Consider the following 16,312-nt stretch of genomic DNA (forward strand, 5'->3'; position numbering starts at 1 on the left):
AGATACGCCGCTTTTTAGCAAATTCTTTAGACACTACTTTCAATCATAACTCACGTTCAGACCGTGTTGCACTTCCCATAAATGGCGCACCGTTAGTTGCACCGGATTCGTGATCCAGTTGATGCGCAAACTCATGAATCGCCACATTGGCACCATCATTGAAGTTCTTATTTCCCCGGAGTACATCTTCCCAAGACAGCACCACTTTACCGTTGCTCCACGACTCTCCCAGCAAACCACGATTACTGCTAGTCGGTAAACCAGCCTCATCAAAAGTTTCACGATTCACCAAAAAGGCGTTAGGGTACACCAGTATGTAATCCAACCCTGCATAGACATCACTGTCACGATTCAGCAACAGCAGACAGGCAGAAGCAGCGACGGTCACTTTGATCTCATCTGTTATTTCAAGTCCGGCACAGCCTGTAAACGTTTTCTCATGAATGAACTGTTTGATGCGTTGTTTAAGTTGCATCTGCAGGTCGGTAGGCATACGACGATATACCGGAAAATTATGCATTAGTGTTTTACGCCATTCAGCGGGAAATGGCTCTTCCACTGCGCGTGATAGTTTATAACGCGGCCAGACAAAGGCTGCGATTGCCCCTGCTATAATCAGCAGTAATAATATTAGTGAAGCATCCGGCATTGTTCTTATCCGTATCGCACAGTACTGTGCATGAACTTAGATGATTTTGGTGAAATCATAAAATTCAAGGTCACTGGTCGTGAGCCGTTTGTTTTAGCGTTTTCATCACTATGCATTACTGCCACTCACTAGTCTTTGTATCGTCGGAAATGATCAACACAACAATTGCATTTAGTGGAGCGATATTAGATTGTTCGTCTTTGGCCTTTTAACATCGGTGGAGAACAATACGATGGAAGCATTTGGCGTTATTAATTTCATGACCTATCTGATTGGCACCATTTTGATTGTGCTACTGCCTGGCCCTAATTCTCTGTATGTGTTGGCCTTGTCGGCACAACGTGGTGTGAATGATGGTTGGCGAGCGGCTTGTGGTGTATTTCTTGGCGACTCTATCTTAATGCTGGCTACAGCAGCAGGTGCCGTTACCCTGCTGTCTACCTACCCTTTTTTGTTTAGTTTGGTGCAGTATGTGGGTGCAGCCTATCTGGCCTATCTTGGATCTAAGCTTATTTGGTCTGCCTGGAAAACCTGGCCTAAGAGTAAAAGTGTCGAAGCGGTTATAGAGGATGTGAATACCCAGCGACTGAGCAAAGAGGCTCCTTTTAAGAAGGCACTGTTGGTAAGTATTCTAAATCCTAAGGCGATACTGTTTTTCTTATCATTTTTTGTGCAATTTATAGATCCTGATTATGCACAACCTGCCGTACCATTTTTGATACTCGCCATTACGTTACAGTTTTTTAGTGTGATCTATCTGGCAATGCTGATTTATGGTGGGAATTATCTTGCGAGCGCATTTCGTAAGCGACGCCGGCTTAGTGCTGTTTCTGCGGGTGGGACAGGTGCGGCTTTTTTGGCTTTTGCGGCGAAGTTGGCCACGGCAACTGCCTTGTCATAACTTGTGATATACAAAAAAAACACCTCATGACACGAACAAGTGCCTATGAGGTGTTTTTTATACTCACTCACAACCAGTTTCCAGATTGATAGCCGGAATCAGAATGCGTTCAAGACCGCATTAAGAATTAAAAAATCCCTGAGTCTTTTCAAACACACTGTCTTCCAACTCATGCTTTTCAACACTCAGCACATCAACTAATTTCTCAGTTTGGCTAATGACCTGCTGCAGCTTCTCTTCCTCATTCAACAGCAGCCACATGCGACTTTTTTTACCATCCGTATCTGCAATCGGTCTGACCATAATTCCTTCTAAGTTATACGAACGACGTGCAAACAGTCCGCAAACATGAGACATGACACCGGGGTGATTATTGACTGTCAGTCGCAGTACTGACTTTGCTTGTGGGGCTAGTGTTTCCATTATGCTTCTCCTCCGATCATGTCACGGTTAGCACCACCTGGAGCAACCATTGGGTAAACCATTTCAGTTTCACTAATAGGTAAATTAATCATACAAGGGCCATGCTCAAGCAATGCCGTTTTAAGCGCTTCCAGAGGATTTTCCTCTTTCGCCAAATCAACACCTTTCACACCCATTGACTCAGCACAAGCAGCAAAATCAGTGCCTTGATTGAATTTTACTGAGCTTAAGTTCTTATCGTAGAACAAGGTTTGTTGTTGGCGTACTAGTCCAAGATGGCCGTTGTTTAATACGATGATTTTCACATCAAGATTTTCCTCAGCAGCCGTTGCTAACTCCTGAATATTCATCATGATACTGCCGTCACCTGAGAAACAAACACTCTTACGATCAGGCTGTGCCAATGCTGCACCAATCGCTGCTGGCATTCCAAAACCCATGGTCCCAAGTCCGCCAGAGCTTACCCACTGACGAGGGCGATTCATAGGATAGGCTTGCGCCACCCACATCTGATGCTGACCAACGTCTGTGCTGATATTGGCACTATCATCCAATATGTTCGCTACATGTTTGATCGCACCATAAGGACGGAATAACTCATCATCACCATCCAAAATAAGCGGACTTGCTTCTTTAAGCTGTGCAACTCGCTGCTGCCATAAAGGACGCTGCATTGGCTCAAGATCACGATTAGCAATTTCAAGTACTTCACCCACATCACCACGGATAGATAACACTGGATTCTTAACTTTACCAATTTCACTGTGGTCGATTTCAACGTGAATAATTTCAGCTTTCGGGCAGAATGCCTCTACTTTACCAGTGGCGCGGTCATCAAAACGAACGCCCAAACCAATCAACATGTCACATTCTTCAAGTACGTAGTTGGTGTAGCGCGCACCATGCATACCAAGCATTCCCATTGATAGCGGATGCTCATGTGGTAATACACCCAAGCCCATAAAGGTCTGTACTGTTGGGATATCTAATTTCTCGGCAAACTCACGTAATAACTCTGTTGCGCCTGAGTAAACAATACCGCCACCAATCATCAGAACCGGACGATGTGCCGCTCTGATCCTTTCCATCATCTTAGTGACATCAGCAGCATCAAACTCAGGTGTTTCGATTGCCTTACCTGGCTCTGGCCATTCTGTCACATCAATCATTTGATTCTGAACATCTTTAGGCACGTCGATAGACACCGGACCAGGACGTCCCGACAGTGCAATACGGAATGCTTCAGGAATAACCTCTAACAGCTCTTCAACAGAACGCACAATCCAGTTGTGTTTCGTGATCGGCAACATCAAACCAAAGGTGTCGATCTCCTGAAAGGCATCTGTACCGATCATGTGTTGCGGAACTTGTCCGGTAATGGCAATCAGTGGCACAGAATCTAAACGTGCATCAGCAACGGCAGTAATCAGGTTAGTCGCCCCCGGACCAGAGCTTGCAAAACAAACCTGTGCTTCACCTGTAACACGAGCCATACCCTGAGCGATAAAGCCTGCTCCCTGCTCATGCCTGGCAAGAATATGCTTAATATCGCTACCGACAAGCGCATCATACATTGGCAGGTTAGCACCACCGGGTACACCGGAAATGGTCGTCACACCCTGACGCTCTAATAATTTGATAATCAACTGGGAACCACTTAAGCGCTGAGCCGCCTGTGGTATGGGGTTATTTGCTGAATCGGTCATGTTTCTCTTCCCGTGTATCTGTGCTGAAGGTAAAAAAAAACCCTTCGACTTTCGCCGAAGGGTTTTTAGAATTGATTCTCTAACAAACCGCTACGGCATGGCCTCGTAGACCACCACGACACCCACCACTAATACCACTGCAAGCAGTAGTTCAGGTAAATTGAGAGTTGTGTTCAGTGCTTGGTTCATTAGTATTTGCTTTATAAAAAATCTTAAAGTGGCGTTACCATAATTCAAACAATAGACAGGGGTCAAGCCTAAAGTGTTCAATACTCCCCATCGAGATATACCCATCGGGTATTTTCACGAATAAAGCGGCTGATTTCATGAAGACTATGAACACCTCCGTCCCCTAAATAACTGGCTTTGAACTCAACCACGCCTTGACTATCCAGCACCGTGCCCTGTTCAGTCCGTATGATTTCCAATCCTAACCATTGATTAGCCTGATCTTGTTTGAGTGACTTCTTAGTCGGCCGTGTTGATTGGCTCCAGCTTTTATAGAGATAATTTGTCTTATTTAACACATAGGCACTATAGCGTGATCGCATTAATATCTCTGCTGACGGTGCCGCTGCACCTAAGTGGTATGGCTCACAACAATCGGCATAGTCTTTTTGAGGACTGCAGGGGCATTTCATAGTGTTATCTCGTTTGAATTGAGACTATTATCTGTCCTATTTGCGTTTGATTAAAGCTGTCTAAGCTAATTATTTACAAAGGTAAAGCATGATGAAAGCGGTTGGATACACACAAGCGGGAGCGATTGATGCCCCGGATGCACTGATTGATTTTGAAGCGGCAGTTCCTGAAATTGGAGCTCGTGACTTATTGGTTGAAGTTCGGGCGATTTCTGTAAATCCCGTTGACACGAAAATTCGATCGAATGTTGGACCAGAAGCGGGTACTAAAATCATTGGCTATGATGCAGCCGGGGTTGTGACTCAGGTTGGTAGTGAAGTGACTCAGTATAGCATCGGTGATGAGGTTTATTACGCAGGTGATCTGACGCGTGCTGGTACGAATTCTGAGTTTCATGCGGTTGATGAACGAATCGTTGGTAAAAAGCCAGCGTCACTGAGTTTTGCAGATGCAGCAGGCATGCCACTTACATCTATCACCGCCTGGGAGTTACTCTTCGACTCTTTAGCTGTCAAAGAAGATAATGGTGAGAATGATAGCATTCTGATTATTGGTGGCGCGGGTGGTGTAGGGTCTATCCTTATCCAGTTAGCAAAAAAGCTCACTAAGCTCACTGTCATTGCTACAGCCTCTCGTGACGATACCATTGAGTGGGTGAATAAGATGGGGGCTGACCATGTTATAAACCATCACGAGCCTCTGGCTGAGCAAGTGAAAGCCTTAGGGCTAACACCGCGTTATGTGGCTTCTCTGACAGCTTCGGATCAGCATTTTGAATCTGTTATTGATCTGATCAAACCACGTGGTCATATCGCAATGATCGATGATCCGGAAGTATTGGATACAAAGCTGGGTAAACGCAAAGCACTGTCATTTAGTTGGGAATTTATGTTCACTCGCTCTATGTTTGAAACAGAGGACATTGAGGAGCAACGAGTACTGTTAAATCGTGTGTCTGAAATGCTTGATACCGGTGAGCTAATCAGCACTGTTACGCAAAACTTAGGCACGATTAATGCGGAGAATTTAAAGACTGCTCATATTCAGCAAGAAAGTGGTCGCGCGATCGGTAAAACGGTATTGGAAGGCTTTTAGGCTTGTCTTGATAGCAGATATACCCCTTCGCAGGAAGCAAGAACTTCAAGAGCAATCAATACACAGGTAGAGTGTTATTTATCTAACACAGAGGTAATAGTATGAGCCAGAACAACTGTTTACTCACCGGTGGGTCAGGCTTTATTGGTCAGGCTCTTGTTCCTGCACTGCTGCAGCGAGGCATGAAGATAACGATTCTCAGTCGTAGTCCCAAGACGACTGAGGGGTTATTCGACGGCGCGGTCACGGCCATTGCCGATCTCAAGCAATTGACGAGCAATGATCATTTCGAGTGCGTAATTAATCTGGCAGGTTTTGGTATTGCTGATAAGCGTTGGTCTGAGTCAGTAAAACAGACCATCAGGGACAGCAGAATCGAAACGACTGCCGCACTGATTGACTACTTCAAGCGGGCAGAAACCAAACCTGATACATTCATTAGCGGCTCAGCGATAGGTGTCTACGGCTTACGGGATGATCAACCGCTGGATGAAACGGCAGGCGGTGATGACAGTTTTTCCAGCCAGCTTTGTCAGGAGTGGGAATCAGAAGCACAGCAAGCTGAAGCTTTAGGTATTCGTACTAGTTACCTACGAACAGGCGTTGTGTTAGGAAAAAATGGAGGGGCTTTATCAAAAATGCTGCCACCCTTTAAGTTTGGTTTAGGTGGCCCAATGGGCAGCGGTCAACAGTGGATGTCATGGATACATCGCGATGACATTGTCGGTATTATCCTGCATGTTATGGATAATAAGAGTATTCAGGGTGCTGTCAATGGTACCGCACCGACGCCTGTTACCAACAAAGCGTTCTCACAGGCGCTCGGTAAAGTGCTCAACCGCCCTGCTTTCTTGCCCCTGCCTTCATTTGTCGTCAAGTTGCTTATGGGTAAAATGGGAGAAGAATTATTATTGTCTGGTCAGCGTGTGATTCCGCAAAAGGCGCTACAGACGCAATACGCTTTCAGGTACCCCGATTTACCATCAGCATTAAAAGAAATACTCTAAAAAAGCACTGTTAATCTGAGTTTTTGTTATCGTATTGCTGTTAGAGTGAGTGCCAATAAGACTATTCCTACAACTTGCAATCATTGAGACAAAAATGCTGGAAAATATATTTGAGAACAATAGACAGTGGGCTAAGAAAATTCTTAAAAAAGATCCTCAGTTTTTTGAGAAACTACAAGAACAACAAAATCCTAATTATTTTTGGATCGGTTGCTCAGACAGTCGCGTTCCGGCCAGTGAAATTATGAATCTGCTGCCAGGCGAAGTGTTTGTACAGCGAAATGTGGCGAATCAGGTTGTGCATTCTGATATGAACTGTCTCACAGCACTTCAGTTCGCCGTAGATGTCCTGAAAGTACGCCATGTCATTGTGTGTGGTCATTACTCATGTGGCGGTGTTAAAGCGGCTTATGGCAAAGAGAGGCATGGATTGGTAGACAACTGGTTGCTACATGTGCGTGATGTCATTACAAAGCACAGTAAAGCACTTGATCAGATAGACAATGAGAGCGAGAAACTGGACAGAATCTGTGAGCTAAATGTTATCGAACAAGTTGAGAACATCTGTAGCACAACCACGATGGAAGACGCTTGGGCTCGTGGGCAAGACATCAAAGTTCATGGTTTAATTTATTCGCTCAAAGACGGCCACTTGCGTAATCTGAATATGAGCATTACAGGCTCAGATGAAGTAGAGACGCAGTATCAATATGCTAAGCAGCGTATATTCAGCTAATCGCCATTTTAATTTAGCTACATAAAAAAACGGCCAGAGTCTTTCTGGCCGTTTTTTTGGTTGGATAGTTACGCCGTCAAATCTTTCTCATACGAGATACTATCTGCCGACTTATACAGTTTCGGGAAATACTCACGAACCACATCACTTGACTGCGACCAGGTATGGCAGGTATTCAAGGCGAGTGCGGCGCTATACTGGCGCATCTCCTCATCCATCATTGGCCAAATCGCCTGAACAGCGGTTGTTGCAATCGGCTTAAGTAACTCATTCAAATGAGTACAGCCTTTCACACCACCCAATAACGCACGAGCCTTCGCATGCCACCCTGGCCCAAGTCGTGTGCCTTCCAGACATTTGAATGCATCTGTAATTCTCGAGCACATACCAAACGGCGTAGCACTCATGGAAGCATGGACTTCGTGAATCAGGAACTGTTTATCAATCGTGATGCGTAAAGCCATATCATGATAAGGCTCACCCGCTTCAACCGTGCGCCCTTCCTCATTGGCTTCCACCTTGTACTGCTTTACATCGGTCATGTGTCCGTCAATATCCCATAAACCGTCATTGCGGCGATAAGCATCGCAACTGACCCGTCGTTTATGTAGATGCTCGCGTTCCACTGACTGTGGTAATGACATTACCCGTCACTCCTATAACTAGTGGGCTTAAAGGCCCAGTAACTGTGCTCTCAGACCCGCATGAACTGGTGTTTTTGATAACCAGATACCAAACAGTGTTTGCTTAAACTGCTGAGAACGAATTGTTTCAACTAACTTTCCATTGCGTAATACATGAACACCACTGCCAGGGACATTAGTCAGTTCATAGACGTCGCCTTTGCCGACACCCTTATCAAATGAATTCATTAGTTGGTCGATTTCTTTCTTCAAGGAGCTGGTATCACCACCCATCGCACGCTGGAAACCGCCAAGAGTTGTCGATTTCATTTTTGCTGGTGAGATTAGGCTTGATGTGATCGCCAGACGAATGCTCATAGGCTCATCAGCTTTCATGATGGCATCACCGTCTTTGCTTTTAGCAGTGAGATACAAACCACCGACGTACATCGACATTAGGAATTTTTTTCGAATACCTGCGCCATTCAATACCATGGTTTTACCGCCGTATTGAAGTTGGTCAGGCATGTTGACGCCAGCGATGTTTGCAGCAGAAGCCTGTGTAGCAACAAACGCCATCACTAAACCAGCCATCATTGTATAGATAGTTTTCATTTCCTCTCCTTGTTTTTTCATATTATCAGTCACAACTAGCGGCTGAAAAGTACTATGCATACTAATCAGCCGCTTGTGTGATTTATTGATACCACCTAGTTAATAAACTAATAATTGATAATATCAATACTTGCATATGAGCTTAGTTCAAACGCTCAAATACAGTCGTCACTCCCATACCCATACCGATACACATGGTTGCCAAGCCCATTGAGGCATCTTGCTGTTCCATGACATTCAGTAGCGTAGTAGAGATTCTGGTACCAGAACACCCTAGCGGATGTCCTAGTGCAATCGCACCGCCTTTGATATTGACGTTGTCTTCCATACGGTCCATTAGCTTCAGGTTCTTCAATACCGCTAAACCTTGTGCAGCGAATGCTTCATTTAACTCGAAATAATCAATATCGTCAGAGGTTAGACCGGCACGCTTTAGTGCTTTTTGAGTCGCAGGGACTGGACCGAAGCCCATGATAGCAGGATCACAACCGGCTACTGCCATGCTTACAATCTTGGCACGAGGCGTCAGATCAAGTTCTTTAGCTTTAGCCGCAGACATCACCAACATACCCGATGCGCCATCAGAGAAACTGGATGATGTACCTGCCGTCACGGTACCCACTTTAGGCACGAATGACGGCGGTAGTGTAGACAATGTCTCAACCGTAGTCTCAGGACGGATTACTTCATCCGCAGTGACCATAATCTTAGATCCATCAGCCGCGTGACCTTCAATCGGAATAATTTCATTATCCCAAAGACCATCAATAGCCGCTTTAGCAGCACGCTGGTGAGAGCGCGCACCAAAGGCATCTTGTTGCTCACGTGAAATGCCGTTGATCTTACCCAGCATCTCCGCTGTAACACCCATCATCATACTGGCCTTCGCCGCGTATTTTGACATCTCAGCGTTCACATCAACACCGTGCATAATCGAGATGTGGCCCATGTGCTCAACACCACCGACAATGTACACATCTCCTAAACCGGCTGTGATCGAGGCCGCTGCGGTGTGCAGCGCAGACATCGATGAACCACATAAACGGTTCACAGACTGACCAGACACTGAGTGTGGCATACCCGCTAACAGCAAGGCATTACGGGCGATATTAAAGCCTTGTTCTTTGGTTTGATTCACGCAACCCCAAATCACATCCTCAACATCTTTAGACTTCAGCGCTTCATTGCGTGAAAGCAGAGCACGAATCACCTCAGCCGATAACTTTTCAGCACGCACATTACGGAACGCACCACCTTTTGATTTACCCATCGGCGTGCGTACGGCATCGACGATGACTACATCATTTGCATTTAAACTCATCGTAAAATCCTCTTAGCCTGCTACCGGAAAGTATTTGCCACCATTAGCAGCCATTTCGCGCATTGTCTCGGTTGGTACATACATCGGACCTAAGTCTGTGTACTTGTCAGCCATATCACAGAACGTCTGCATACCCATTTGATCCATGTAGTTCATCGCACCACCCAGGAACGGTGGGAAACCAATACCATAAATCAGGCCGATATCTGCTTCAGCCGGAGAAGCTACAATGCCCTCTTCCACACAGCGTGCGGTTTCGATACATAATGGAATCATCATGCGCTCAATGATTTCCTCATTGGTGAATTCTCTAGCGTCACCCAATACATCGCTCAGTAATTCAGGAACTGCTTCATCGGCTAGTTTCTTTGGTTTTCCACGCTTATCGTTCTCATAGCGATAGAAACCTTTCGCGTTTTTCTGGCCAAAACGTTCAAGTTTGAACATGCGGTCAATGGCATTTTCGTTATCATGAGACATGCGATCAGGGAAGCCCTCTGCCATCACCGCATCAGCATGATAAGCCGTATCAATACCAACTACATCCAGCAGATATGCAGGCCCCATCGGCCAGCCAAAACGCTCCATGACTTTGTCAACTTTCACAAAATCAGCACCTGACTCAAGCAAACCTGAGAAACCGCCAAAGTAAGGGAACAGTACACGGTTAACCAAGAAACCAGGACAGTCATTCACCACTACCGGTGTTTTACCCATCGCCTGAGCATAAGCAACTGTGCGAGCGATAGTTGCTTCAGACGTCTTCTCACCACGAATCACTTCTACCAATGGCATTCTGTGCACAGGGTTAAAGAAGTGCATTCCGCAGAATTGCTCCGGACGTTCCAGTGCAGTCGCCAGTTCAGTAATTGAGATGGTTGACGTGTTAGATGCCAATACGGAGTCTGCTGAGATATTTTTCTCAACATCAGCCAGGACTGATTTCTTAACATTGACGTTTTCCACGACTGCTTCAACAACGATGTCTGCACGATCGAAATCACCATAGCTCAGTGTCGGTGTGATCTGCGTAATGACTTTTGCCATCTTAGCTGCATCAATACGACCACGCTTAAGCTGACCACCCAGTAGTTTAGTCGCCTCATCCAAACCAAGCTGAAGTGCTGGTTCGTTGATGTCTTTCATCAGAATTGGCGTACCACGTGACGCGGACTGATAGGCAATACCTCCACCCATGATACCAGCACCTAATACAGCTGCTTGCTTTACAGGCTCTGCTTCTGCCGTGTACTTTTTAGCAACACGCTTTACATGTTGATCTTTCAGGAACAGTCCAACCAATGATGCGGTAACACTGTTAGTTGCTAGCTTGGCAAAGCCTTTCGCTTCAATAAGCAGTGCTTTGTCACGCGTCATAGTGCAGGTCTTTTCGATGGTCTTCAGTACCAACATCGGTGATGGGTAGTGAGGACCAGCTTTAGCACCGATGACACCCCGTGCACTTTCAAACGCCATCATCTGTTCCATGTTATTCAACAGGACAGGAGTTTGTTTTTCTGTACGACGTGCTTGGTAATCAAATACGCCATCAGCGCAATCATTGAGCAAGCGAAGAGCTGAGTCGCGTAAATCATCAGGTGCAACAGCAGCATCCACAGCGCCGACTTTTAAAGCCGCATCCGCTTTATTTTCAGTGCCGCCGCAGATCCACTCATTGGCATTATCAATACCAATCAAACGAGGCAATCTAACCGTTCCACCCCAGCCCGGATAGATGCCCAGTTTAACTTCTGGCAATGCCACTTTGGCACCCTGTGCCATCACGCGATAGTCAGCCGTTAACGCCAGCTCAAAACCACCACCGAAGCAAATACCATTAATCGCCACAACCGTTGGACATGGCATATCTTCGATTTCATTAAACAATGTGTTTATCTTCGCCAAGTAGTCAGTGATGAACGCTTGCTCAGCATCAAACATCTTTGAGAACTCAGTGATGTCAGCACCGACGATGAATTCTTTCTTAGCACTACTAAGTAGCAGACCGCGTAAGTCAGACTGGCCTTTAATCGCATCAACCGCTTGGCGAAGGTCATCTAATGCAGCCTGGCTGAGTGTGTTGATATCGCTGTCTTTCTGATCGAATACAAGCTCATACATGCCTGATCCGAGATTCTCAACACGAATGGAGTTTCCTTCCATTAACATGATATTTCTCCGTGATTCTATTGAGGATTAAGCAACAGGGAATAAATTTGTCAGCTGTGTAGCCAACATCATATTGCCAGTGGCTTTGATGCGACCTGCCATGAATGCCTGCATCCCATCTGTTTCGCCAGACATCACTTCCTGAAGTGTTTCTGCATCCATTGATAAGGTCACACTTGGATCATCATGCTCGCTTTCAACGATTTCACACTTGCCATCACTGACAATCGCATGCCAATACTCATCATCGATATCGAATTGAAAGATCTCATCAACACCCGATGCTGCATCTGCATCAAAGCGTTCTTCCATTTGCTTGAATACTTCTTTTACTTCACTCATGACAAACTCCTCGATTTAATTTTGTTTATCTGTTCATTTCAGGGCCTGATGTGGCTCCAGATCTGTCGTATCCTACAACCACATCACCCTATTCGTTTGCTAAAACTTAGAAGCTAAACAGTTCAGCATCCAGTTCCATCAGGTTATCTGCGCCTGAACTCATGGTTTCAACCAATGTGCGTGTTCTAGGTAGCATACGCTCATAGTAGAATCGTGCAGTACTTAGTTTAGCCTTGTAGAAATCAGCTTCGTCGGTTCCGTTGTCGAGCTTTTCCTGAGCCGTCTTAGCCATACGTGCCCACAAGTAAGCTAACGTCACGTAACCTGAGTACATTAGATAATCAACCGACGCCGCACCAACCTCATCGCGGTTTTTCATCGCCTTCATGCCGATCTTCATCGTCAGGTTACCCCATTCCTTATTCATTTCAGCCAGTGGCTTGAGGAAAGGTTTCAGTGCTTTATTACCAGACTCTTCCTTGCAGAATTTATGAATGATCTTAGTGAATTTACGTAGCGATTCACCTTGAGTCATTAGTACTTTACGACCTAACAAGTCCAGTGCCTGAATCTGTGTGGTTCCTTCATACAACATAGAAATACGGCTGTCGCGAACATTCTGCTCCATGCCCCACTCAGCGATGTAACCATGACCACCAAACACCTGTAGCCCGTGATTAGCCGCTTCAAACCCAAGCTCTGTTAAGAAGGCTTTAGCGATAGGCGTCAATAATGCCAATAAGGTATCCGCATCTTTACGCTCGTCTTCATTAGTTGCGTGAGAAGCACTGTCAACCAACATCGCCGTGTAGTAACACAAAGCACGACCACCTTCAGCGATTGCTTTTTGTGTCAGTAGCATTTTACGAACTTCCGGATGAACGATAATCGGATCAGCCGGACCCTCAGGGTTTTTATCACCGCTTAATGAACGCATCTGCAGACGATCTTTCGCGTAGGCCAAAGAGCCCTGGAAGCCAAGCTCTGCATGAGCCAAGCCCTGAATCGCAGTACCGATGCGCGCTACATTCATGAATGTGAACATGCAGTTCAGACCACGATTTGGCGGGCCAATCAGGAAACCTTTAGCGCCATCAAAATTGATCACGCATGTCGCGTTACCGTGAATACCCATCTTGTGCTCGATCGAACCGCAGGCCACACCATTTCGCTCGGCAACATTTCCGTCTGCATCTGGCAAGAATTTAGGGACGATGAATAATGAAATCCCTTTAGTCCCCTCAGGTGCATCAGGTAGACGCGCCAGAACGATGTGGACAATATTGCCCGCCATATCGTGCTCACCTGCAGAGATAAAGATCTTAGTGCCTGTCAGACTATAGCTGCCGTCATCATTCGCTTCTGCGCGAGTGCGTAACATACCCAAATCTGTACCACAGTGAGACTCAGTCAGACACATTGTGCCCGTCCACTCGCCACTGATTAACTTGGTCAAATAAGTCTGTTTTTGCTCATCCGTACCATGCTCTTCGATAGTCGCCATTGCACCATGACTTAGACCGGGATACATACTCCATGACCAGTTAGCCGTACCAATCATTTCGTTGATGACGATACCCAGAGATTCCGGAAGGCCTTGTCCGCCCCATTCTGGCTTATGTGGCAATGAAGGCCAGCCTGCCTCTACATATTGTTCGTAAGCAGCCTTAAAACCGTCTGGTGTGGTAACCACACCATTTTCAAAGTGACAGCCCTGCTGGTCACCACTTTGGTTAAGTGGTCCAATCACACGCTCTGAAAACTTCGCACCTTCATCAATGATTGCCTCAACCACATCAGCAGTGGCTTCTTCGAAACCCGGTAGTTGCTGATAATGCTGCTCAACGTCGAATACTTCATTAAGCACAAATTTCATTTCGCGTTGGGGAGCTTTATATTCTGGCATTTCTGTTCACCTGTGTTTTTATCATTATGGAATCATCAATCATTTGCTGGCTTTGTCCAATAACAAAAGCTGTCAATGTTAATAACAAACTTAATCAGTCGGATATTAACCTGACAGCTTTATACTATCAGCATTCCGCTGCTAAACGGCACGCTTGATTAATCGCTCTTTTGGCGTCTAATTCGGCAGCCACATCCGCGCCACCGATGACATGAACCGGAATATCTGGATAATCATTAGTCAACTGATCGGCAAGATTTCGTTGGGGTAATTGACCCGCACAAACAATGACATTATCGACCACGAGCTGTGTTTCCTCACCAGCAACTGTCATCGCCAGACCTTCGTCATTAATCGATTGGTAATCACAGGCGGCTATCATTTTGACACCTTTTTTCAGTAATCCAGTACGATGAATCCAGCCTGTTGTCTTACCTAAATTCTTACCAACTTTGGACTTTTTACGTTGTAACAAGTAAACCTCACGATCCGATGGTGATTCAGTCGGCTTAACACCATCTACACCACCACGAGCGTTTCCTGTCATGTCAACGCCCCACTTCGCCATAAACTCAGATATGTTCAGGCTGCTGTGATCACCCTCATGCGTCAGATACTCCGCAACATCAAAACCAATACCGCCGGCGCCAATGATCGCGACACGTTGACCGACCTCAGCCCCTTTTAGCACATCAATATACGAAAGTACTTTATCGCTATCGATACCCGGTAAGTCGAGCTCTCGTGGCGTAATACCTGTCGCCACTACGACCTCATCAAAGCCAGCATCTGCCAGACTCTTGGCATCAACCGTCTGATTCAGTTTCAGCTCAACCTGATGCAGCTCGAGTTGTTTCTTAAAATAGCGAATGGTTTCATTGAATTCTTCTTTACCCGGTATCTGCTTTGCCAAATTAAACTGGCCACCGATCTCAGAGGCCGCATCGAACAACGTTACACTGTGACCACGCTCTGCTGCCACACTTGAGAATGCTAAACCTGCCGGTCCGGCACCTACTACCGCAATCCGCTTCTTATTGGTCGTTGGGATATAGTTAAGTTCTGTCTCATGGCATGCACGTGGATTAACTAAACAGCTGGTAAGCTTGCCTGCAAACACATGATCCAGACAGGCCTGATTACAAGCAATACAAGTATTGATTTCATCTGCTCGGCCCTCAGCTGCTTTCACCACAAAATCAGCATCAGCGAGGAATGGACGTGCCATTGACACCATGTCAGCATCGCCTCGCTGTAATACAGCTTCAGCCACGTCAGGGCTATTAATGCGGTTAGACGTAATAACGGGAATCGACAGCGATTCTCGTACGCGGGCGGTAACCCAGGTAAAAGCAGCTCGAGGAACTTTAGTTGCAATAGTCGGTATACGTGCCTCATGCCAACCAATTCCGGTATTGATCAAGGTTGCACCAGCTTTTTCTACCTCTTGCCCAAGTTTGATAATCTCTTCCGTCGTACTTCCGTCTTTGATTAAATCCAGCATGGATAAACGGAAAATGATGATGAAGTCACTGCCTACTTTCTCACGGACACGCTCAACAATCTCGATAGGCAAACGAATACGGTTATCATAGTCTCCACCCCACTCATCGTCGCGATGATTAGTATGCTTAACAATGAACTGATTTAGAAAATACCCTTCTGACGCCATGATCTCGACGCCATCATAGCCAGCTTGCTGGGCCAGCGCCGCGCAATTCACAAAATCGGTGATTTGTTGCTGGATCTCCTCATCACTGACTTCATGAGGTGTGAACATATTGATCGGTGCCTGAATAGCGGATGGCGCAATTAATTTATCGTTATAAGCGTAGCGACCAGTGTGCAATATTTGCATACAGATCTTACCGCCTGCATCGTGTACTGCATCGGTCACCATTTTGTGCTGAGGCACATGCGCCTCATCTTCTAACGTTGCAGCATGCGAATGAACCGCGCCCACTTTATTGGGGCCGATCCCACCTGTGACGATCAGTGCTACCCCGCCACGCGCACGCTCAGCGTAAAACGCTGCCATTCTTTCAAAACCACCTTTCTGCTCTTCAAGACCAAGATGCATTGAACCCATCAGAACGCGGTTTTTCAGAGTGGTAAAGCCAAGATCTAAAGGCTGTAATAACTGAGGATATTGTGAATTTGTCATAGTTTACTCTGGG

General features: G+C 46.0%; 15 protein-coding genes. 4 read left to right on the top strand and 11 right to left on the bottom strand.

Annotation, left to right across the window (positions count from 1 at the left end):
* Positions 1 to 43 precede the first annotated feature (43 nt).
* Positions 44 to 649: a M90 family metallopeptidase gene (locus tag DKW60_RS13160; RefSeq protein ID WP_109838121.1), complete on the bottom strand. Its 606-nt coding sequence runs from the start codon at positions 647 to 649 to the stop codon at positions 44 to 46.
* A 232-nt stretch (positions 650 to 881) separates the two neighbouring features.
* On the opposite strand from DKW60_RS13160, the gene leuE reads away from it, so the two are divergent.
* Positions 882 to 1,550, top strand: coding sequence for a leucine efflux protein LeuE (gene leuE, locus DKW60_RS13165; RefSeq protein ID WP_109838122.1), 669 nt, complete (start codon positions 882 to 884; stop codon positions 1,548 to 1,550).
* Positions 1,551 to 1,670: 120 nt separating this feature from the next.
* Here the strand turns inward: leuE and DKW60_RS13170 are convergent, their stop codons facing one another.
* From DKW60_RS13170 to DKW60_RS13180, 3 genes are all read right to left on the bottom strand, one after another.
* On the bottom strand, positions 1,671 to 1,973 hold the full coding sequence (locus DKW60_RS13170) for an ACT domain-containing protein (RefSeq protein WP_109838123.1): 303 nt from the start codon (positions 1,971 to 1,973) through the stop codon (positions 1,671 to 1,673).
* A complete protein-coding gene (ilvB, locus tag DKW60_RS13175; protein ID WP_109838124.1) occupies positions 1,973 to 3,679 on the bottom strand; it encodes a biosynthetic-type acetolactate synthase large subunit in 1,707 nt (568 codons plus the stop codon). The genes DKW60_RS13170 and ilvB overlap by 1 nt, the downstream gene beginning before the upstream one ends.
* 266 nt (positions 3,680 to 3,945) lie before the next feature.
* Positions 3,946 to 4,320: a YchJ family protein gene (locus tag DKW60_RS13180; protein ID WP_109838125.1), complete on the bottom strand. Its 375-nt coding sequence runs from the start codon at positions 4,318 to 4,320 to the stop codon at positions 3,946 to 3,948.
* 88 nt (positions 4,321 to 4,408) lie between these two features.
* On the opposite strand from DKW60_RS13180, the gene DKW60_RS13185 reads away from it, so the two are divergent.
* The 3 genes from DKW60_RS13185 to can all read left to right on the top strand — a co-directional run bounded on the left by DKW60_RS13185 (position 4,409) and on the right by can (position 7,159).
* The gene (locus DKW60_RS13185; RefSeq protein WP_245929709.1) at positions 4,409 to 5,416 is read left to right on the top strand and encodes a zinc-binding alcohol dehydrogenase family protein; all 1,008 of its coding nucleotides are present in this window, start codon (positions 4,409 to 4,411) and stop codon (positions 5,414 to 5,416) included.
* 101 nt (positions 5,417 to 5,517) lie between these two features.
* Entirely contained in the window at positions 5,518 to 6,423 is a 906-nt protein-coding gene (locus DKW60_RS13190; protein WP_109838127.1) for a TIGR01777 family oxidoreductase, read from the top strand.
* A gap of 94 nt (positions 6,424 to 6,517) precedes the next feature.
* A complete protein-coding gene (gene can, locus DKW60_RS13195; RefSeq protein WP_109838128.1) occupies positions 6,518 to 7,159 on the top strand; it encodes a carbonate dehydratase in 642 nt (213 codons plus the stop codon).
* 68 nt (positions 7,160 to 7,227) lie between these two features.
* Here can and DKW60_RS13200 read toward each other — a convergent pair whose 3' ends face one another.
* The 7 genes from DKW60_RS13200 to DKW60_RS13230 form a co-directional block, all read right to left on the bottom strand.
* Complete coding sequence (locus DKW60_RS13200) at positions 7,228 to 7,803, bottom strand: DUF2889 domain-containing protein (RefSeq protein ID WP_109838129.1); 576 nt, start codon at positions 7,801 to 7,803, stop codon at positions 7,228 to 7,230.
* A gap of 27 nt (positions 7,804 to 7,830) precedes the next feature.
* Entirely contained in the window at positions 7,831 to 8,397 is a 567-nt protein-coding gene (locus DKW60_RS13205) for a chalcone isomerase family protein (RefSeq protein ID WP_181389695.1), read from the bottom strand.
* Positions 8,398 to 8,539: 142 nt separating this feature from the next.
* Entirely contained in the window at positions 8,540 to 9,718 is a 1,179-nt protein-coding gene (gene fadA, locus DKW60_RS13210; RefSeq protein WP_109838131.1) for an acetyl-CoA C-acyltransferase FadA, read from the bottom strand.
* A 12-nt stretch (positions 9,719 to 9,730) separates the two neighbouring features.
* Positions 9,731 to 11,887, bottom strand: coding sequence for a fatty acid oxidation complex subunit alpha FadB (gene fadB, locus DKW60_RS13215; protein WP_109838132.1), 2,157 nt, complete (start codon positions 11,885 to 11,887; stop codon positions 9,731 to 9,733).
* Positions 11,888 to 11,914: 27 nt separating this feature from the next.
* Positions 11,915 to 12,229, bottom strand: coding sequence for an SCP2 sterol-binding domain-containing protein (locus DKW60_RS13220; protein ID WP_109838133.1), 315 nt, complete (start codon positions 12,227 to 12,229; stop codon positions 11,915 to 11,917).
* A 106-nt stretch (positions 12,230 to 12,335) separates the two neighbouring features.
* Positions 12,336 to 14,135 carry an acyl-CoA dehydrogenase C-terminal domain-containing protein gene (locus DKW60_RS13225; protein WP_109838134.1) on the bottom strand — a complete coding sequence of 600 codons (1,800 nt, stop codon included), beginning with the start codon at positions 14,133 to 14,135 and terminating at the stop codon, positions 12,336 to 12,338.
* A 127-nt stretch (positions 14,136 to 14,262) separates the two neighbouring features.
* On the bottom strand, positions 14,263 to 16,299 hold the full coding sequence (locus tag DKW60_RS13230) for an NADPH-dependent 2,4-dienoyl-CoA reductase (RefSeq protein WP_109838135.1): 2,037 nt from the start codon (positions 16,297 to 16,299) through the stop codon (positions 14,263 to 14,265).
* Positions 16,300 to 16,312: the final 13 nt, after the last annotated feature.

Origin of the sequence: Leucothrix pacifica, from assembly GCF_003172875.1 — a bacterium.
GTDB classification, from domain to species: domain Bacteria; phylum Pseudomonadota; class Gammaproteobacteria; order Thiotrichales; family Thiotrichaceae; genus Leucothrix; species Leucothrix pacifica.